We start from the raw sequence: 19,188 nt of genomic DNA on the forward strand, positions 1-19,188 counted from the left end.
GGAGCAGCCAGGCTCATCGGATGGCGACGATCCTGCTGCAAACCACGATCACAGCGAATCCCGACGATTGGGACGTCAGCCGTTTCTCGCTGCTGGCCGCCGAGTTACGGGCGGACGGGCACGATGTGCTTGCCCGTAATCGGGCCGATGGCGTTGCGCAGGATCCGGTGCTCCGCAATCTCGACGAGCTAGGGTTCGACCAGCTGTGGCTGCTGGCCGTCGACGTCGGCAACGGACTCACGCCTGACGAATGTGCGGCGATCGGCCGGTTCCGCGGGCTCGGCGGCGGGGTGCTCACCGCGCGCGATCATCAGGACCTGGGCAGCTGCCTGCGGGGGCTGGGGTCGTTGGGGCAGGTCAACGAATTCCACGACGACAGCGTGGACCCGGTGTCCCGCTGCGACGACCAGGACAATCCGGACATCTCGTGGCCCAACTATCACTCGGGCTCCAACGGTGACTATCAGCCGGTGCTGGCCGAGGAGCCGGGGCACCAGCTGCTGCGCACGGCCCGGACCGCCAGCGGCCGCATCGAGTGGTTCCCGGCTCACCCCCATGAGGGTTCGGTCTCGGCCCGGGTGCCGTGCGCCACGGTGGTGGCCCGGGGACGCAGCGCCGCGACCGGCAGGCGGTTCAATCTCGCGGTCGCGCTCGACGGTGAGCGCACGCCCGACGGCAGACCGATGGGCCGGGCTGTGGCGGAGTCGACCTTCCACCATTTCGCCGATTACAACTGGGACCTGGACCGCGGGGCACCGTCGTTCGTCACCGATCGGCCCGGTTGGCAGATCAGGTCCGATCCATCGCTTCTCGGGGTGTTCAAGGATTACGTCCGCAATCTCGCCACCTGGCTGCAGCCACCGGATCACCACTAGTCGGGAAGTAGGCCCGGGACGATGTCGTTGAGCCGGAAGGTGACTGGCTGGTCAAGTTGGGCGTAGGTGCACGACCGCGGGTCCCGGTCGGGCCGCCAGCGGTTGAACTGGGCGGTGTGCCGGAACCGTCTGCCTTCCATGTGGTCGTAGCGGACCTCGACCACACGTGCGGGTCGTAGCGGCACGAAGGACAGGTCCTTGCCGGCGTTCCAGCGCGAGCCGCCGCCGTATCGCCGCGCGAGATCCGGGTCGGCGGCCACCTGAGCGGCCCAGTTCCACGGGTGGTTCTCGAAACCGGTGACCAGGGGCTGCAATTCGGTGAACAGGGCGCGGCGTCGCTCCATCGGGAAGGCGCCGATGACGCCGACGGATGCCAGCTCACCGTCATCGGTGTACAGCCCGAGCAGCAGCGATCCGACCGCATCCGGGCCCGACTTGTGGAGCCGATAGCCGGCGACCACACAGTCGGCGGTCCGCTGGTGCTTGATCTTCACCATGACCCGTTTGTCCGGCTGGTAGGTGAGCGTGAGCGGCTTGGCGATCAGCCCGTCGAGCCCGGCTCCCTCGAATTCGTCGAACCAGCGCCGCGCGGTCGGCAGATCGGTGGTGGCCGGGGTGACATGGAAGGACGGACCCGAACCCAGCGCGTCGACAAGGGCGGCTCGGCGTTGCATGAACGGGCGCCCGGTGAGGTCGTCGTTACCCAGGGCGAGCAGGTCGAAGGCGATGAAGCAGGCCGGTGTCTGTGCGGCCAGCAGGCGCACTCGGGATGCCGCCGGGTGCAGACGCAGTTGCAGGGCCTCGAAATCCAGGCCACGGTCGGTGGGCAGGACGATCTCGCCGTCGACGACACACCGCGGTGGCAGTTCGGCTTTGGCTGCCTCGACCAGTTCGGGGAAGTATCTGGTCATCGGCCGCTCGTTGCGGCTGCCCAGCTCGACTTCGTCACCGTCGCGGAACACCAGCGCGCGGAACCCGTCCCATTTGGGTTCGTAGGACGCATCCGGGGGAATCACCGTTGCCGGCTTGGCCAGCATCGGCGAGACGGGCGGCATCACGGGTAGCAGCATGGATCCGGATCTGGGTGTGAACTTTTCAGTTTGCGGCTATTCAGTATGCGCTACGCAGTCCGGCCAAGTCGCGAGGCAAGAGCGGGAGTACCGGGTTTCAGGCGGCCCCTTCGGGTATGCGTCAAGCAGAGCGTGACTGGTCCCAACCGCCGCCGGACTGTTCCGCAGATCCGTGCGATGAGTTGGCGGCGGCGCGGCGGTCTAGATCCATGACACCCCGATGAACCAGGATGGAGCCCGTGGACCTACCCGTAGTGCCGCCGATCGAACCGATGCTCGCCAAAGCCCAGGTAAAGGTGCCCGATGAGGCCGGGGTGTGGTCCTACGAACCGAAATGGGACGGGTTCCGCGCGCTGGCCTTCCGTGACGGCGACGAGGTGGTGCTGCAGTCCCGCAGCGGGAAGGAACTCGGGCGCTACTTCCCCGAACTGCTCGACGCGCTGCGTGACGAACTCGCCGACCGCTGTGTCCTCGACGGCGAGGTGGTGGTGCCCCGCGAGATCGACGGCCGGGTACGCCTGGACTGGGAGTCGTTGTCGCAGCGCATCCACCCGGCGGAGTCGAGGGTGCGGATGCTCGCCGAACAGACCCCCGCGCACTTCATCGGATTCGACGCCCTGGCCACCGGTGACCGGGCCTTGCTCGAGGAGCCCTTCCGGGTGCGCCGCGAGGTGCTGATGGACGCCGTCAACGCCAAGCAGTGGTGCCATGTCACGCGGACCACCACCGATCCCGAACTCGGTGCTCAGTGGTTGCAGACCTTCGAGGGGGCCGGGCTCGACGGGGTGATCGCCAAGAAGCTCGACGGGCCCTACCTGCCGGGCAAGCGGGAGATGGTGAAGGTCAAGCACCACCGCGACGCCGACTGTGTGGCGATCGGTTACCGCATCCACAAGAGCGGCGAGGGCGTCGGCTCGATCCTGCTCGGTCTCTACCGCGCCGACGGTGAGCTGCAGATGGTTGGTGGCGCAGCCTCGTTCAGTGTGAAGGACCGGGTCAAGCTGCTGGCCGACCTGGAGCCGCTGCGGGAGGGCGATGAAGTCCGCGAGGGCGACCCGAGCCGCTGGAACTCGGCCGCCGACAAGCGCTGGATTCCGGTGCGCCCCGAGCGCGTGTGCGAGGTGGCCTATGACCAGATGGAAGGCAACACCGTTCACGGGCAACGCTTCCGGCACGCGGTGAAGTTCCTGCGCTGGCGCCCGGACCGGGAACCGGCGAGCTGCACGTTCGACCAGCTCGACGTGCCGCTGAACTACGACCTGTACGACGTCCTAGAGGGAGACAGCTGAGATGGCAACGCCGGCAACCGAACTCGATGTCGACGGGATCAAGGTCCGGTTCACCAACCCGGACAAGGTGTATTACCCGAAGCTCGGATCCGCCGGGACCAAGGGCAAGCTGATGGAGTACTACCTGCACGTCGCCGACCGGATGGTGGCGCTGTTGAAGGACCGGCCGACGCATCTGCAACGGTTTCCTGACGGCATCGAGGGTGAGGAGATCTATCAGAAGCGGGTCCCGCAGAAGCATCCCGACTACCTGGAGACCTGCGTCGTCACCTTCCCGTCCGGCCGAACCGCCGATGCCCTCAAGGTGACTCACCCCGCCGCGATCGCGTGGGCCGCGCAGATGGGCACGATCACTTTGCACCCCTGGCAGGTTCGGTGCCCGGACACCGAGCACCCCGACGAGCTGCGCATCGACCTGGATCCGCAGCCGGGCACCGGGTTCGCCGAGGCCGCCGGCGTGGCCTGCGATGTGCTCAAGCCGCTGCTCGACGAACTGGGCCTGGTCGGCTATCCGAAAACATCAGGCGGCCGCGGCGTCCACATCTTCCTGCCGATCTTGACCGACTGGGACTTCATCGCGGTGCGCCGGGCCGGGATCGCCCTGGCCCGTGAGGTGGAACGCCGGGCCCCCGATGCGGTGACCACCTCGTGGTGGAAGGAGGAGCGGGGCGAGCGGCTGTTCATCGACTACAACCAGAACGCCCGCGACCGCACGTTCGCCTCGGCCTATTCGGCCCGCAAGACCCCGATCGCCACGGTCTCGATGCCGTTGTCGTGGGATGAGCTGCGCGACGCCGACCCCGACGACTACACGATCACCACCGCAGTGGATTTCCTTGCCGGACGGGCTGATCCGTGGGCCGGCATCGACGACAAGAAGCAGTCGCTGCAGCCCCTGCTGGACCTGGTGGCCGCCGATGAGGAACGTGGCCTGGGGGATCTGCCGTACCCGCCGAACTATCCCAAGATGCCGGGTGAGCCGCCGCGGGTGCAGCCGAGCAAGAAAGTCGCGGCCAACTGGGATGATAGTGGTAATCGCAAGTAGTGACCGACTAGCACAATGCTCACTCCCACGATAACTTCTGGCGGTGCCTCAGACGCTGGAATCGTGCGGAGTAGCTTCTACCGCTCCCTTCGGGTGGAAGGAAAGGCGGACCGCACAGTGACGCCCCTGGGGTGCGCCCTCCGGCGCGCTCTGCCTCGCCTCGAACTGCCAGCGTCCTCTTTCCTTGGAACGAGCCGGACAAGCGTTTGCCGATTGTGCAATTGCCAGGCCCTCTAGCTAGGGCGTATGTCTCACGTCGCTTCGGGATTCCGCCAGGCCAGCTTCTACGAGATTGCCCGAACGGTGTGGTCGTAGCGATCCTGTATGTGGTCGTCCTTGGTGACTCCGTTGCGTGCTTGACGCAGGAAGACGTTGAGGTCCTTTTCATTCAGGACCAGCATAACTCCGTTATTTCCGGCCGTGCGCTTTATATGCTCCATATAATGCTTTTTCAGTTCACCCCTGAACACAATGACAATGAATCTTCCAGTTGTGTCGTTCAGGTAGTACGCGGCTTGTTGAAAATCGCTGGCTTGTAATTCTGAGTAATTCTTGCATTCGAAGATTACTTGCGTGGCGTTGTAGCGCGTCCTTGCCATTTCCCAAAATCCGAAGCTCGCCCGGTTGGATGCCATCCAGTCGCGCCGGATCGTACCATCAATTTCTCGGACTTGAGCCTCTATATTACAGAGGGGGCGGTAGAAGCAGAGCCTAAGAACTTCGCCGACAAGATCTTCGAATGCGTCCGCGCCTTCGCGCCCGTGTGGGAGCGACTTAAGGGTCTCGATCAATCCATTAACCTTGTCCCGGTATTCTTCGGGATTGAGTGCTCCAGGCAACTCCAAGATCATTCCTGATCGACGTAGCTTCTGACCTTCCGTGAAACTGCTGACAAGCACATCTTGTAAATCGAGCGCCTCGTAATACGACGGATGGATACGGACTTCTGTGCCTATCGAAATCGGAGGGGGGGTGGTATCTCGCGGCCCCAGTGAACGGAAAATCGGCTCTGCTTTGTGTCGTGTGGACTTCTTATCTAAAATGCCAGCGAAGCCGATGTCGTAGAGGAGGCGCGTAAATCGATCGACAGTAGAGTATTCGTAAATCCACTCTTTGCATGAAGAGACGACTTGAGTATCGTCCAGAAGTTTATTGAGGAAGTCCTCCATCGCATTGATCGTAAATGTGGTGCCGAGGCCATAGAAGCTTTCGAGTACCACCGCAATCTGTGGATAGTTTTCCTGATATTCATCGCTTAAGTCTTTGAGCCTACTGTCCGAAAATCGCCGGCGAGCGTCCTGCAGGTCTTCGATCATCACCTGGGAATGCTTGCTACCTTGAGCGTTGTCAAGAGCCAGGGTGCAATATGTCAGCACGTCGCGAGGTCGATGCTGGCAATATTCGAGTATGAGTTCCTTCGCGTGATCGCCGTCTTCGAAGAATGCGTTCCAAGTGGTACCCCCCAGTGCGAGCTTACTATTGAGGGGAGCGTTTATCCTGCGCTCGATCATCTCCACTAGTTGTGCGGGTGTCCAATCTAGCCCGACGACACAAGTTTCCAGCCGTGAGAATTCGCTGTCGAAAACGCGGACACGCTCAAATATATTTTCGCGCAAGAAGATTAAGACTCGGGCTGCTGCCGCCTGTGTGTTCACCTCGAGTGCTGCGTGCATTAATGCTGTTAGGTATAGGACAGCCTGCTGGCTGCCATCCCAGAAGTCGTCGATGGCGTCCAGAACTATCGTGTAAGGGCTATGGATGTGCGCATTATTCACCGCCTTTAATGCGCTTTTCGTTGCGGACATTTCTGTGAGCCATGCGATGTCATCTTCGGTCTGCAGACCGCGTGTATAGGAGGCGATGAAGTGAAGCACGCGGATGTCGAAATCCATGTCGCCGTAACGCTCACGTTCTTTACGGGCGAAATCAGGGATGGAGCGGGATTCCGAAGGCTTTCCAAAATGATCTAACAGGATTTCGTCTACTAAGGCCCGCTTAAATGCGGCTATGAGTGAACGGAATGGCTTTTGGTTCGCATCGGCGAAGTCGTGCAGCGGTAGAGTTAAACTGCTCGGACTGAAAATCTCCGGACGGATTAGGCGCAGATTTTGCACGCGGTCTTGCAGATAGCGTGTAGTTGCAGTCTTTCCGGTTCCTCGCCGGCCTACGAAAAAACAGTGCGGGTTGTCGTGATCGGAGGCAGCCTTCAGAGCGGCAGTCTGTACGTACACTTGGGGATTTGTTAGATAGGTGTCGTACTCTGCGAATGATTGCCCAAGATGGATGCGGTCCAACGCCTTGCGAGGCAAGTTAACTGGTCCGGCCGTATTGCTAGAGTATGTCGGCCGAGGACTTCTACTGTCTGTCGATCGCGCCCTCTTCGCCATCCGTGCAATTTATCTCAGAATCCGATTATTCGCCTCGATTTCAATCGGTGGCGGATTCGCTTGCGGTGGATATGCGCTGCAGTGGAGGGGAGGCCAGGAGAAGCGGGGTCTGAAACGGTCGCGATGCTGTACCGGACGCGCGGGCCCCGCCGGGAACGGATGCCTGCAGAAGGCACTTGTCGCGTGTCGTGTCGCTGAGGACTGGGCAGATAACCTTGCCCACAACGCGCGTAGGCGACCTGCATTCTTGCTGTACAGTGCAACGCTCAAGTGACCGAACTATCCCAAGATGCCGGGCGAGCCGCCGCGGGTGCAGCCGAGCAAGAAGGTCGCCGAGAACTGGGACGAGGATGGGAATCCCAAGTAGTGGACCTCAGGCCGTGGGTGTCCCCAGCATGAGGTCCAGGAATCGTTCGGAGCGGTCGGCGGCGGTCAGGGCATCGGCTGAGTCCATGAGATGCAGCACCCCGATACCCGTCGCGAAAGTGGCCTGGCCGCGCAGGGCCGCGTCCTCGGGGCTGAACCCGTAGTCGAGGTAGGCCTTCGTGACGGCGACCAGGACCCGGTGATCGGCCGCCCGCACGTTGGCCGCGGCGACGTCGTCGGACCTGGCCCACTCCCGCATCGCGCGTTCCAAGGTCCAATGCTGCGGGCTGAGCAGTTGCTTCATCATTTGCGACAGCCGTTCGCGCGGCGGCAGATCTTCGAGTTCGGCCAGCGAGCGACGGTCCTGCTCCAGGAACGCATTCCACGACGCCACCAGGGCGGCCCGGTAGCCCTTCATGTCGGTGAAGTGCCAGTAGAAGCTGCCCCTGGTGGCGCCGATCTGCTCGCAGAGCCGCTCGATCTTCAGCGCCCGCATCCCGTCGGAGGCGAGCAGGGCGTACCCGGCCTGGATCCAGTCATCGGCGGTCAAGCTGCCGGGCGTGCCCTTGCGTTCGCCTGCCATTCGGACAGAGTAAGGCGCGCGCACCCTACCCCGCGGTTGACAGGTGCATCCCGAACGGCACCGCCCTGATCAGGGTGACGGGCACAGCCTCGCCGCTGGGTACCGGGTAGTGGCGCTGCTCGCCGGGGCGCGCGCCGACGATGGCCTCACCAAGCGGTGAGTTCACCGAATAGACCTCCAGATCGCCGTATTCGGCGCCGCGGATGCCCAGCAGGAACGTCTCGACCTCGTTGGTCTCGTCGTAGCGCACGGTCAGCACCATGCCCGGCTCGGCCACCCCGTCGTCGGGCGGCGTCTCGCCCACCACAGCGTTGAGCAGCTGATCATGGATCTGCTGGATGCGGGTCTGGCGGGCCCGCTGGACAGCCACTTGGTTCTCGTCCGAGTCGGACGGGGCTTCGGTCGAGATCAGGTCCCGCAGCGCCGACAACTCGGTCTGCAGGCGCTCGTAGGCCTGTGGGGACAACCAAATACGTTGGCTGACAGTCATTGTGGTTTCCTTCCGATGAGGCGGATATGCCGTCAGGGGCGGGCTTGCGCGCCGCCCCTGACGGCTTGTTGGCCCGTCAGGGCAATGTCGTGGGCCGTCAGCGCAGCGGGTCGAATTCCCGTAAGGCTTCGGGTTGTTTTCCGGTGGTGATGTGTTCGGCAAGTAGCCGGCCGGTGACCGGGCCGTGGGCCAGGCCCCACATGCCGTGGCCACCCGCCACGTAGATGCCTTGTGCCACTTCACCGATCAGCGGGCGCCCGTCCGGGGTGACCGGACGCGGGCCCACCCAGACGTCGGTGCGGGCCTCCCAGTCCACGCCGTCGAGCAGTGGGGCAGCGGAAGCGACGATCGCGTCGACCCGGGGCGGTTGCAGCGGATCGTCGGGGGAACGGAATTCCATGGTTCCGGCCACCCGAAGCCCGCCCTGGTACGGCGTGCAGGCCACGCGCGCGTCAGGCAGGTAGATGGGCCCGAGAATCGGGTGGTGGACCGGCACTGTGAACGAGTAGCCGCGTCCCGCCTGCACCGGCGTGCGGACCCAGGGCTTGGCCAGTTTCGACAGCCATGCGCCGGTGGCGATCACCGCGGTGTCGGCCCACAGGGAACGATCCGCCATATCCACGTTCACGCCGGCGCCCTCGGCCCGAACGTCGGTGACCTCGCCGATGACCAACTCGGCGCCCCTGTCGACGACGGCATCGCCGAGGGCCTGCACGAACCGGCCCGGGTCCACGAAGCGCTGGCCCTCCACGTTGATGCCCGCGGTGATCGCCGCCGATGCCACCGGCACATGCTGGCGCAGCGTTTCACCGGACAGGCCGGTCACGGTCACGGTCTGTCCGACCGCGGCCATCCGGCGCAGCTCGGTCATGAGATGTTCGGCCTGTTGGGCGGTTTCGAACAGTGCCGTGATCGGGCCGTCGGTGGTGGGTACCGATACCCCGTTGGATGTCAGTACGTCGTAAGCCTCGAGGCACTCCTCGTTGAGCGGCACATTGGCTTTCGCGACCCTGGTCCACGTCGAGAGCCGGCAATTCATGGCGAACCGGGCCAGGAATGCCAGCAGTCGGGGCCCCGAGGTCAGCGGGATATGCAGGGGCGCGGTCGGATCGAACAGTGACCGCAGGCCATCGCGCAGCACGGCCGGGTCGTTGAGCGGGATGGTCAGCGTCGGAGAAACCCAGCCGGCATTGCCCCACGACGCGCCTGCCGCCACGCCGCGGCGGTCGACAACGGTGACCTCGACCCCGCGTTCCTGCAGAAACCATGCCGTGGACAGGCCGACGATGCCCGCACCCACGACGACCGCTGATCGCGGTCCGCCGTCAATACGCTCCAGCCCATCCATGCCCCCATGGTGAGGCCGACCAGGCGTTTCGCGTTTGCAGGATCTCGACAAACAGTAGGGGTGTGATTGTCGAACTACGACAATTCTTCAGTGGCGGCCAGTTCGATCATCATCGCCAACCGCTTGCGGGCGTCGTCCAGGTCGAGCTGGGTCAGCTCGACCATCTTGCGCAGCCGGTAGCGCACGGTGTTCTCGTGGACGCCGAGTGCGCGGCCGGCCTCGGCCAGATCGCCCTGGGCCTCCAGCCAGGCCCGTAGCGTCCCCGCGTACTGCGTGCCGTGGGCCTGGTCGTGGGCCCGCAACTCGGCGACCGGACCGCGCTGCGGGGCACGGCCGGAGCGGGCCGCGATCCGAAGCCGTTGCAGCAGGATCTCGTCCCAGGCCTCGTCGTAGACCGGCGCCGGACCCTCACGCCGCACTTCGTGCAACGCCAGGCACTCGTCGGCCTCGCTGCGGGCCAGCGCCAGCTCAGCAGCGATGGCGGGACCACTGATCCCGGCCAGTACGGTCACCCGCTCGGGCAGCGCGGCGCGTAATCCCGTCACCCAGTTGCTGGCGGCCTCGGCCTCGGCGCCGGGCAGCACGGTGTAGACGGTGTTGCCGGCCAGGGCGCTGCGGCCGGGACGTGACCAGCCGAAGCCGGCGGTCGCTCGCTCGAATGCCAGCAGCAGCGCGGCGTGCCGCTCGTCGGTGGTCTGGGCCCGCAGCGCGATCACGCGGAGCGGCGTCTGCGGCAGACCGAGCCGGCTGGCCGCCGTGGTGGCGTCGGCGGCACCCTCGAGTAGGCGGATGACGAGTTCCGACTCCACCTGACGTTCCAGGTCGGCGCTGGCGCGTGAACGCAGTAGGTGCAGGGCGACCATGCGAGCGCCGTCGGCCAGTGCAGCCCGGCGCGCGTCGGGCAACGGCTCGGCACACGTCACCCAGATCGAGCCGAGTAGTTCGCGACCGGCACGGGCGGCCACCACCATCCGGCCAGTCAGGCCGCGTTCGTCGTCGCCTTCGACGAATATCGGCTCGTCGGATTCGGCCAGATGCCGGAACACCCCGCGGGCTTCGAACAGGGCGCGGAGCCGTTCCGGTGCCCCGCGGCTCAGGATCGTCTCGGCGCGGGCCGGATCGGCGTGCTGTTGCAGCCGCGAGTACGCCAGCACCGAACTGCGCCGGTCCTCGATGGTGACCGAGCCGCCCACCGCATCGGCCAGGCTGTCGGCCAGCGCGAACAAATCGGTTGGGCCGCGCCCGGATTCGGTCTCCCGGCCCTCCAGTACCACGCCGTAGACCACGGCCGCCAGCTCGCTCCAGGAGACTTCGGGTTCCACCGTCATCACCGCGATGCGGTCGTCGGCGACCGGCTCGTCGTCGTCGGGGGTGTGCGCACCGCGAACCAGCACCACCACGGCGCGCGCCGCCGAGGCCCACTGCACCGCCTCGGCGACCGAGGAGGCCCCGACCGCCAGCAGGACGTCGCCGATCACCTGGCCGGGTTCGTGCATCACGACGCTGCGCAACTCGGTCGAGCGCGGCGCCGGGGAGGTTCCATTTGCCGGGGCGCGCAGCCGCACCCCGTAGCCGCCCAAGACGTTGATCAGGCGGTCCAGTGTGACCACGGATTACGGCCCAGCGGCGAGCGTGGCCTTGCCGGTGCGTTGCTGGCCGGCCTGGTCCAGCCACGTCAGGCCCACGACGTCGCCCGGGTAGTGCTGATCGAGAACCAGCGTCAGGGTGCGGGCCGAATCCAGCCGGGCTCCCTCGATGTTGGTGAGCAGATCGCCCGGGATCAGGCCGGCCGCTTCTGCCGGACCGCCGGGAATGACGTCCTGGACGATCACGCCGCCGTTCTGGCGCTGTGCGGTGCGCACCCCGACGCCGAGCATGGTCGGCGGTCCGATGTGCACCGAGGGTGACGGGATGCGGGCGCGGATCTGTCCGGCGATGCCCATCGCGTCATTGATCGGGATCGCGAATCCCTTGCCGCCGGGACCCATTCGGAAGTTCACCGACGCGGCTGTCGTCATGCCGACGACCTGGCCGGCATCGTTGACGACCGGGCCACCTGAATCGCCGGCGCGTACCGGTGCGGCGAACTCGAACAGCCCGTTGATCTCATCGCTGGTGCCGGTCAGCTCGTCTTCGGCGTTGACGGTCCGGTTGAACGCGCTGACGGTGCCGATCTCGCGGGTCAGCGGCGCGCCGCTGCCCCCGGCATTGCCGAGTGCGACCACCGGCTGACCCGGTGCCAGCACCCTCGAATCGCCGATCGGGGCCGGTGGCAGCCCGGCTGCTCCGTGCAGCTGCAGCACCGCGATGTCGTTCTGACGGTCGTAGCCGACCAGGTCGGCGGGGAAACTCTGGCCGCCGACCGTGGCGCTGATCGAGTTGGCCCCTTGGACGACGTGATAGTTGGTCAGCACCTCGCCGCTCGGGGACAGCACGATGCCGGTGCCGATGCCGTAGGCCTGCTGGTAATCCACTCGGGTGTCGATGCGCGCCACCGATGGTTCGATCTGGGTGGCCACGGCCTCCGGGTCACCGGGTGCGGCACCGGCAGGTGCTGACGGGGCGACGACGGCAGCCGCGGCGGCAAGGGCCGCCGCGACAATCACTTTGAACGAATGTGAGCCCACTTTGCTCATGTACCCATCTTGGCTGGGCAAGAACCCGATGTCGACGCGATTGGTGTGTGTGTCAGTCTTCGGTGGCGACTTCGCCGCGCGAGCGCAAGCCCCGCCGCTTGGTGCCGCTCTTGCTGGACGGCCGCCGGTTACGCAGAGATGCGCCTGCCGGCTCCTCGTCCTCGGTGGCCTCTTCGGCCTCTTCGGCCTCTTCGGAAGCTTCGCCTTCTTCAGCCTCTGGCTCAGCCTCGGTCTCTTCTGCGTCAGCGTCAGCTGCGGGAGCCTCTTCGGTCTCCTCGACCTCGTCCGCGTCGGCAGCCTCATCGGTATCAGCCTCGGCCTCGGCGCCGGCCTTCGTGCGCCCGCGGCGCTCGGCCTTCTCGCGGGTCTTGACCGGCTTCGGCGGCGGGGGCGGCAGTTCGGCGACAAACGCCAGGTAGAAGCTGAAGATGCCGAGCAGGGCGATCGCTGCGGCGGCGCCGTATATCCCGAACAGCCACGGTCCGAAGCTGTCCAGTGACAACCAGATCTCGGAGACCGCGGTGCCGACGATCAGCACTGCCGCCGCGACGTGCAGGGAGATCGAGGCGGTCCGCAGGCGCAGCGCCAACTCCGGGGTGGCCAACTCGGGACGCTTGGTCCGCTGCAGGGTGAACACCACGGGCAGGGCCGCGAGACCGATCAGCACCCCGGTGACGATGCGCAGGATCAGCCCGAGCGTCGGCGAGGTCTGACCCATCAGTTCGGGCCATCGCGGAAGAACGAAGAAGAAGAACAGGCCGGCGGCCACGATCGAAAACGACACGTGCCAGATCACCGCGACGGTGCGGCCCATACTCCTCCTCGGGTACTTAATTGGGCCGGGGTGCGAACTGCTGATCAGGGTTGATTCAGCAGTTCGCACCCCGGACCCGAGCGCGGAGGATAGGGGATTTGAACCCCTGAGGGCTGTTAACCCAACCCGCGTTCCAGGCGAGCGCCATAGGCCACTAGGCGAATCCTCCGTCGGCAATCCTAACTGACGCCCGGACCGGTCCCGTACGCGCCGGGGATAGGGGCGGGTATTACACTCGCTGTGGACCCCGCGCGGCGTCCATCCTGTGAACTCCCCCAGGGCCGGAAGGCAGCAAGGGTCAATGGGCTCTGGCGGGTGCGCGGGGTCCCCTTACGTTCCAGTTCATTCAGCTTCTGTGAAAGGCGCGCGGTGTCGTTCCAGTCCCTCGGCCGCGACGATCTGCTCGCGCAGCACGAACTCCAACAGCGCAACTACGCAGAGCTCCAGGCCAAAAAGCTGAACCTGGACCTGACCCGCGGCAAGCCGGCCCCCGAGCAGTTGGACCTGTCCAACGCGCTGCTGTCGCTGCCCGGCTCGGAAAAAGACTCCTTCCGTGACCGCGAAGGCACCGATACCCGCAACTACGGCGGCCTGCACGGTCTGCCCGAACTCCGGGAGATCTTCGGCGAGCTGCTCGGAATCCCGGTGCAGAACCTCATTGCGGGCAACAACGCGAGCCTGGAGATGATGCACGACGCCATCGTGTTCTCGCTGCTGTACGGCGGGGTGGACTCGGTGCGGCCCTGGGTGCAAGAACCCGTCATCAAATTTCTCTGCCCGTCGCCCGGCTACGACCGCCACTTCGCGATCACCGAGTCCTTGGGAATCGAGATGATCGCGGTGCCGATGCGCGAGGACGGTCCCGACGTCGACCTGATCGAGGAACTCGTCGCGGCCGACCCGGCGATCAAGGGCATGTGGTGCGTTCCGGTGTACGGCAATCCCACCGGGGCCACCTATTCCTGGGAAGTTGTCCGGCGCCTCGTCCAAATGCAAACGGCAGCAAACGATTTCCGGTTGATGTGGGACAACGCCTACGCGGTTCACACCCTGACCGGCGAGTTCATCCGTCAGGTCGACGTGCTGGGCCTGGCCGAAGCGGCCGGCAACCCGAACCGTCCGCTGGTATTCGCCTCGACCTCCAAGATCACCTTCGCCGGGGCGGGGGTCAGCTTCCTGGGCGGCTCGCTGGGCAACATCGCCTGGTACCTGCAGCACGCGGGCAAGAAGACGATCGGGCCGGACAAGATCAACCAGCTGCGCCACAGTCGCTTCTTCGGCGACGCCGACGGCGTGCGCCTGCAGATGCAGCGCCAACGCGAGCTGATCGCCCCCAAATTCGCCCTGGTCGCCGAGATCCTTGAGGACCGGTTGGGGGAGTCGAAGATCGCGTCGTGGACCGACCCGAAGGGCGGCTACTTCGTGAGTCTCGACGTGTGGCCCGGCACTGCCAGGCGGACCGTCGCGCTGGCCAAGGACGCCGGGATCGCGGTCACCGAGGCGGGTTCGGCCTTCCCGTACCGCAAGGACCCCGAGGACAAGAACATCCGCATCGCGCCGACGTTCCCGTCGCTGTCCGACGTGCGTGAGGCGATCGACGGCCTGGCCACCTGCGCGCTGCTGGCGGCGACCGAGTCACTGCTGGACGACTAGGGGGGTCGAAGCCGCGGCAGACTATCCGGGCTTCACCAGGCAGAAGGTCTGGGCGTGGGCGCCGTCGCTGGTTCGCTCATCCTTGATCTTGTCGTCGATGGTGATTCGGCAGCCGATTGAGTCACCGTCGCTCTGGGCCACGATGTTGGGGAGGACCGAGGGGCCGGTGGACTCCAGCGTCAGCGTCCACGGCAGGGCCGCGCCGTCGATGCGCTGCGGAGTGGCGTCCTGATCGAGGTAGTTGATGTCGACGGAGGAACCGTTGCCCCAGACCTCGTAAGTGATCCGCTGGCGGATGCCCGTCTCGGGGTGCTTGGACTTGGTCCCGGCCGAAGCGGCACCGGGGGAGGTGTCGGTGCGGGTCGCGCTCACGACGATCATGCCGCCCACGATCGCGATCGAGGCCAGCGTGCATATCCAGCCGATGATGATGGCAGCCATGGCCAGGCCGGCGCCGCCCTCGTGGTTGCGCCGGATCTGACCACGGGCGACATAGCCGAGGACGAGCCCGACGGGCGAGATGAGCAGCGAGAAGACGAGGGCAGCGATCGCTGTGCTGTTGGTTGGCGGCGGGGCCGGTGGGTACCCGGTCGGCGGCATCGGGTAGCCGTACGGCGGTTGCACATAGGGCGGCTGCGGGTAGCTCACTGGAATCCCCCCCAAGGGCATCGACGATGGGGGTGAGCGTAACAACGCCGGGCGGGCAGGCGCCGACACGCTGCGTCAGAGCGAGTCGGTAGCCTTCTCCCGTGGCTCTTTACCGCAAATACCGGCCAGCAAGCTTCGCGGAAGTCGTTGGCCAGGAACATGTCACCGAGCCGCTATCTACTGCGCTGACAGCAGGGCGGATCAACCACGCCTACCTGTTCTCCGGGCCGCGCGGATGCGGCAAGACGTCCTCGGCGCGCATCCTGGCCCGTTCGCTGAACTGTGAGCAGGGGCCCACGCCCACACCGTGCGGCGTGTGCGATTCGTGCGTCGCGCTGGCGCCGAACGGCTCGGGCAACCTTGACGTCACCGAACTCGACGCGGCCAGCCACGGTGGCGTCGATGACACCCGCGAACTGCGCGATCGCGCGTTCTTCACCCCCGCGCAATCGCGGTACCGCATCTTCATCATCGACGAAGCGCACATGGTCACCACGGCCGGTTTCAACGCGCTGCTCAAGATCGTCGAGGAGCCGCCCGAGCACCTGATCTTCGTGTTCGCCACCACCGAACCGGAGAAGGTGCTGCCGACCATCCGGTCGCGTACCCACCACTACCCGTTCCGGCTGCTGGCCCCGCGCACCATGCGCCCACTGCTCGAACGCATCTGCGCCGAAGAGAACGTCAACGTCGACGACGCGGTGTATCCGTTGGTCATCCGAGCCGGCGGCGGCTCACCCCGCGACACGCTGTCGGTGCTCGATCAGCTGCTGGCCGGCTCCCAACAGGGCGCCGACGGTAACCACATCACCTATCAGCGGGCGCTCGCGCTTCTCGGTGCCACCGACATGGCGCTCATCGACGATGCGGTCGAGGCGCTGGCGGCCGGGGATGCGGCCGCGCTGTTCGGTGCGGTGGAAGCGGTGATCGACGCCGGTCATGATCCGCGGCGGTTCGCCACCGATCTGCTGGAACGCTTCCGCGACCTGATCGTGCTGCAGGCTGTTCCCGACGCGGTCACCCGCGGTGTCGTGGACGCGCCCGACGACGTGCTGGAACGGATGCGGGAGCAGGCGGCCCATATAGGCGCGGGCACGTTGACCCGGTACGCGGAGGTGGTGCACGCCGGCCTCGGCGAGATGCGCGGTGCGACCGCGCCTCGGTTGCTGTTGGAAGTGGTGTGTGCCCGGTTGTTGCTGCCCTCGGCGCATGACACCGAATCGGCGTTCCTGCAGCGCATCGAACGCATCGAGAACCGGCTGGATATGTCAATCCCGGCCGGGGAAATGTCGACTTCGCCGTCGCCCCCGGCTTCGGCCGCCAGGCCCGCCGCCCCGACCGCCGACCCAGCGGCCCCGTCCGCTGCGGAGCCGACCAAGACGTTCACCCGTCGTAGTCAGGCTGCTCGGGAACCGGAAGCTGCCCCGACACCCGCACCACCGCCTGCGCCCGCTCCTACGCCAGCAGCCGCGCCGGAACCGGCAGCCGCGCCGGAACCGGCAGCCGCGCCGGAACCGGCAGCCGTGCCCGAACCGGCAGCCGTGCCCGAACCGGCAGCCGTGCCGGAACCGGTGGCTGCGCCGCCGCCACCACCACCTGCTGCGGACTCCGAGCCCGAAATTCCCCTGCCGCCCGAGCCCGAGTTCGAGCCAGATCTCCCACCGGAACGTGCGCCCGAATCCGAGCCCGCGCCGGTGGCTGCGCCCGGTGCGCTGGACACGACCGCCGTACGTAACGCGTGGGCGGAAATCCGATCCAAGGTTCGCGTCCGCAGCAAGACGCTCGACGCGATGATCAACGATGTCATGGTGATGGCGCTCGACGGCAATACGCTTGCCTTGTCCCATGTTTCGCCGCAGCTTGCCAAACGCATCACCGAGTCACACAACGCCGAAGTGATCCGGGAGGCGCTCAAGGATGCCTTGGGTGTCGACTGGCAGATCCGGTGCGAGGTCCGCCAACCAGAAACTCCGGCCTCCGTCGCCCCGTCAAAGGCCGCCAAGCCCCCGCCAAGGGTGCCGACCCGGCCGGGCCGTGTCATTCCCGAACCCGACCCGGAGCCGGATCCTGAACCGCCGTCGTCCCCGGAGCAGGAAGAGGAAGAGATGCTCGCCGAGGCCTCGCAGAGTGAGGCCGGGCCGCGTCGCGACCCCGAGGAGGTCGCGCTGGAGCTGCTTCAGAACGAGTTGGGTGCGCGAAAGATCGAGAGCTGACGCTGCTCAGTCCCCGCTGCCGCGGGCGTATTCGCGTGGAGCGCGTCCGGTCACCCGGGTGAACGCGGTGGTGAACGCACTGGCCGACTGGTAGCCGGTCCTGGTCGCTATCTCGCCGATCGAGAGTTGTTCGGATTGCAGCATGTCCTTGGCCAGCGCTACCCGCCACTCCAGCACGTACTGCATCGGTGGCATCCCGATCGTGCTCGCGAAACGTTCCGCGAACACGGCGCGGGACATGTTCGCGGTGCGGGCCAGCTTCTCGACTGTCCAGTGCTCGGCGACGCCGTCGTGAATCTCTCGCAGGGCACCGGCGAGCTGAGGATCGGAAAGCCCGGCGATCAGTCCGTGCTCGCCGGCGGTGGGCCGTTCGGTTCGGAACCGGCAGGCCTCGATCAGCAGCACCTCGACGAGCCGCTCGAGAATCGGTTCGCGGCACGGACGTTGGGCGATCGCCTCGTCCGTGATGAGTTCGACGATCCGGTTCAGGCGGTCCGAGCCGGATTCGTCGTGGCGGATGAGAATCGTTGGCGGAAGGAGCTTTACCAGCAGCCTGGCGTTGGCCCGATCGAAGCGGAAGTATCCGCCGAGCATCCGCATCGGCCCCGGTCCGTCCGTCGGCCCGTAGTGGGAGTCGGCGGTCGGATGGAGCTCTACGTCGGTCGGTGCCAACACCGGATCGCTGGCCATCACGAAACTCGGCGTCTCGGGCAGTAGCAGGAAGTCGCCCGCGGAGAGTTCGACGGGATCGATCCCGTCCGGGCTGAGCCAACAACTCCCCGCGAGCATCAGGCAGAAGGACGGTTCGGCATAGCGCGGCTTGCGGATACTCCAGTCGCCGGCACCGCTGACCACCTTGGACAGCACGACCTGGGGACGCAGCAACGGAATGATCGCTTCGAGCGGATCAGAGCTGCGGGCGATGTCTGCCGGCATGCCGCCAAGATATCGCCCGCACGACGCTGATCGTCTACGTTGCCGCGCTGCCGGCCAACGCCACCGCGTCGGCGCCCGCCGGGAACCGCAGGCAGCCGGTCGTGTCGGTCGCGGCCCGGTAGACGGTCTCGGCGACATCGGACTCGGTCGTGAAGACGGTGGCCTGCCCGAACGCCGCCAGGATCGGCGCGGCGAACGCCTGATACGGCTCGGGAATCAGTCCGTCCATCCGCGTTGCGCCGTTGCTGGTGAAGCTCGTCGTCGGCCCGTAGCCCGGTTCGACAAGTTTCGCCGCCACGTTCACCGCGTCGAGCTCGAGTGCGAGCGACGCGGTGAACCCTTCGATCGCCATCTTGCTGGCGGTGTACACCGCGGCCAACGGCATCGCGGTCAGAGTCACGCTCGATGTCACGTTGACCACCACCCCGGATCCGCGCGTTCGCATCTGCGGCAGCACAGCCTGTGTCATGGCCATTACGCCGAATGTGTTGGTTTCGAACACTTCCCGGATCGTCTCCATCGGCATGGGCTCGAAGGTCCCGACAACGCCGATGCCCGCGTTGTTGACCAGCACGTCGATCGGGCCACTGGCTTCGAGCGCCGCCGAGATGCTGTCGGGGTCGGTGACGTCCAACGCCACCAGCTGGATTCGGTCCGAATCCGGCAGTAGCCCGGCGCGCGGTGTACGCATCGTGGCGATCACGTTCCAGCCGTTGGCATGGAAGTGACGGGCGGTTTCGAGTCCGTACCCTGATGAACAACCCGTGATGAGAACCGTTTTCATGGTTCAAACGGTATGGGGTCCTCGCAAGACGTTCAATAACGAATAGTCCGA

The 19,188-nt window shown here is 65.9% G+C and carries 16 protein-coding genes, 1 tRNA gene and 1 other RNA gene; 6 read left to right on the plus strand and 12 right to left on the minus strand.

Annotated features, from left to right (window positions below; translation table 11 throughout):
* Positions 1–20 precede the first annotated feature (20 nt).
* Entirely contained in the window at positions 21–875 is an 855-nt protein-coding gene (locus ACWEFV_RS27835; RefSeq protein ID WP_135459343.1) for a hypothetical protein, read from the plus strand.
* On the opposite strand, the gene ACWEFV_RS27840 is transcribed toward ACWEFV_RS27835, so the two are convergent.
* Positions 872–1,945, minus strand: a complete 1,074-nt coding sequence (locus ACWEFV_RS27840) for an ATP-dependent DNA ligase (protein ID WP_450072537.1) — start codon at positions 1,943–1,945, stop codon at positions 872–874. The genes ACWEFV_RS27835 and ACWEFV_RS27840 overlap by 4 nt on opposite strands.
* 230 nt (positions 1,946–2,175) lie before the next feature.
* On the opposite strand from ACWEFV_RS27840, the gene ACWEFV_RS27845 reads away from it, so the two are divergent.
* Together ACWEFV_RS27845 and ligD are read left to right on the plus strand one after the other, a co-directional pair.
* Positions 2,176–3,234 (plus strand): ATP-dependent DNA ligase, encoded by a 1,059-nt coding sequence (locus ACWEFV_RS27845; protein ID WP_450072538.1) that lies wholly within the window; start codon positions 2,176–2,178, stop codon positions 3,232–3,234.
* Position 3,235: 1 nt separating this feature from the next.
* Positions 3,236–4,279, plus strand: a complete 1,044-nt coding sequence (gene ligD / locus ACWEFV_RS27850) for a non-homologous end-joining DNA ligase (RefSeq protein ID WP_450072539.1) — start codon at positions 3,236–3,238, stop codon at positions 4,277–4,279.
* A 284-nt stretch (positions 4,280–4,563) separates the two neighbouring features.
* Here ligD and ACWEFV_RS27855 read toward each other — a convergent pair whose 3' ends face one another.
* The 8 genes from ACWEFV_RS27855 to ACWEFV_RS27890 form a co-directional block, all read right to left on the minus strand.
* Entirely contained in the window at positions 4,564–6,666 is a 2,103-nt protein-coding gene (locus tag ACWEFV_RS27855; RefSeq protein ID WP_450072540.1) for a P-loop ATPase, Sll1717 family, read from the minus strand.
* Between the two features lie 373 nt (positions 6,667–7,039).
* Positions 7,040–7,615, minus strand: coding sequence for a TetR/AcrR family transcriptional regulator (locus ACWEFV_RS27860; RefSeq protein ID WP_135459339.1), 576 nt, complete (start codon positions 7,613–7,615; stop codon positions 7,040–7,042).
* A 25-nt stretch (positions 7,616–7,640) separates the two neighbouring features.
* A complete protein-coding gene (locus ACWEFV_RS27865) occupies positions 7,641–8,105 on the minus strand; it encodes a GreA/GreB family elongation factor (protein WP_450072541.1) in 465 nt (154 codons plus the stop codon).
* Between the two features lie 97 nt (positions 8,106–8,202).
* Positions 8,203–9,453 (minus strand): NAD(P)/FAD-dependent oxidoreductase, encoded by a 1,251-nt coding sequence (locus ACWEFV_RS27870; protein ID WP_450072542.1) that lies wholly within the window; start codon positions 9,451–9,453, stop codon positions 8,203–8,205.
* Positions 9,454–9,527: 74 nt separating this feature from the next.
* Complete coding sequence (locus ACWEFV_RS27875) at positions 9,528–11,063, minus strand: PucR family transcriptional regulator (RefSeq protein WP_450072543.1); 1,536 nt, start codon at positions 11,061–11,063, stop codon at positions 9,528–9,530.
* Between the two features lie 3 nt (positions 11,064–11,066).
* On the minus strand, positions 11,067–12,089 hold the full coding sequence (locus ACWEFV_RS27880; protein ID WP_135459335.1) for a S1C family serine protease: 1,023 nt from the start codon (positions 12,087–12,089) through the stop codon (positions 11,067–11,069).
* Positions 12,090–12,141: 52 nt separating this feature from the next.
* Positions 12,142–12,903 carry a hypothetical protein gene (locus ACWEFV_RS27885; RefSeq protein ID WP_450072544.1) on the minus strand — a complete coding sequence of 254 codons (762 nt, stop codon included), beginning with the start codon at positions 12,901–12,903 and terminating at the stop codon, positions 12,142–12,144.
* Between the two features lie 83 nt (positions 12,904–12,986).
* Positions 12,987–13,072 (minus strand) — tRNA-Ser (locus ACWEFV_RS27890).
* Between the two features lie 70 nt (positions 13,073–13,142).
* On the opposite strand from ACWEFV_RS27890, the gene ffs reads away from it, so the two are divergent.
* Both ffs and ACWEFV_RS27900 read left to right on the plus strand, forming a co-directional pair.
* Positions 13,143–13,237, plus strand: an RNA gene (gene ffs / locus ACWEFV_RS27895) — signal recognition particle sRNA small type.
* A gap of 35 nt (positions 13,238–13,272) precedes the next feature.
* Positions 13,273–14,556 carry an aminotransferase class I/II-fold pyridoxal phosphate-dependent enzyme gene (locus ACWEFV_RS27900; protein ID WP_450072545.1) on the plus strand — a complete coding sequence of 428 codons (1,284 nt, stop codon included), beginning with the start codon at positions 13,273–13,275 and terminating at the stop codon, positions 14,554–14,556.
* 21 nt (positions 14,557–14,577) lie between these two features.
* Here the strand turns inward: ACWEFV_RS27900 and ACWEFV_RS27905 are convergent, their stop codons facing one another.
* Entirely contained in the window at positions 14,578–15,225 is a 648-nt protein-coding gene (locus ACWEFV_RS27905; RefSeq protein ID WP_450072546.1) for an MmpS family transport accessory protein, read from the minus strand.
* 80 nt (positions 15,226–15,305) lie between these two features.
* Here ACWEFV_RS27905 and ACWEFV_RS27910 point away from each other — a divergent pair, with 80 nt between their 5' ends.
* Complete coding sequence (locus tag ACWEFV_RS27910; protein WP_450072547.1) at positions 15,306–17,417, plus strand: DNA polymerase III subunits gamma/tau; 2,112 nt, start codon at positions 15,306–15,308, stop codon at positions 17,415–17,417.
* A gap of 6 nt (positions 17,418–17,423) precedes the next feature.
* On the opposite strand, the gene ACWEFV_RS27915 is transcribed toward ACWEFV_RS27910, so the two are convergent.
* Positions 17,424–18,353 (minus strand): AraC family transcriptional regulator, encoded by a 930-nt coding sequence (locus ACWEFV_RS27915; RefSeq protein ID WP_450072548.1) that lies wholly within the window; start codon positions 18,351–18,353, stop codon positions 17,424–17,426.
* A gap of 34 nt (positions 18,354–18,387) precedes the next feature.
* Positions 18,388–19,137: an SDR family oxidoreductase gene (locus ACWEFV_RS27920; protein ID WP_450072549.1), complete on the minus strand. Its 750-nt coding sequence runs from the start codon at positions 19,135–19,137 to the stop codon at positions 18,388–18,390.
* Between the last annotated feature and the right edge of the window lie 51 nt (positions 19,138–19,188).

Source organism: Mycobacterium sp. NPDC004974, from assembly GCF_053600815.1.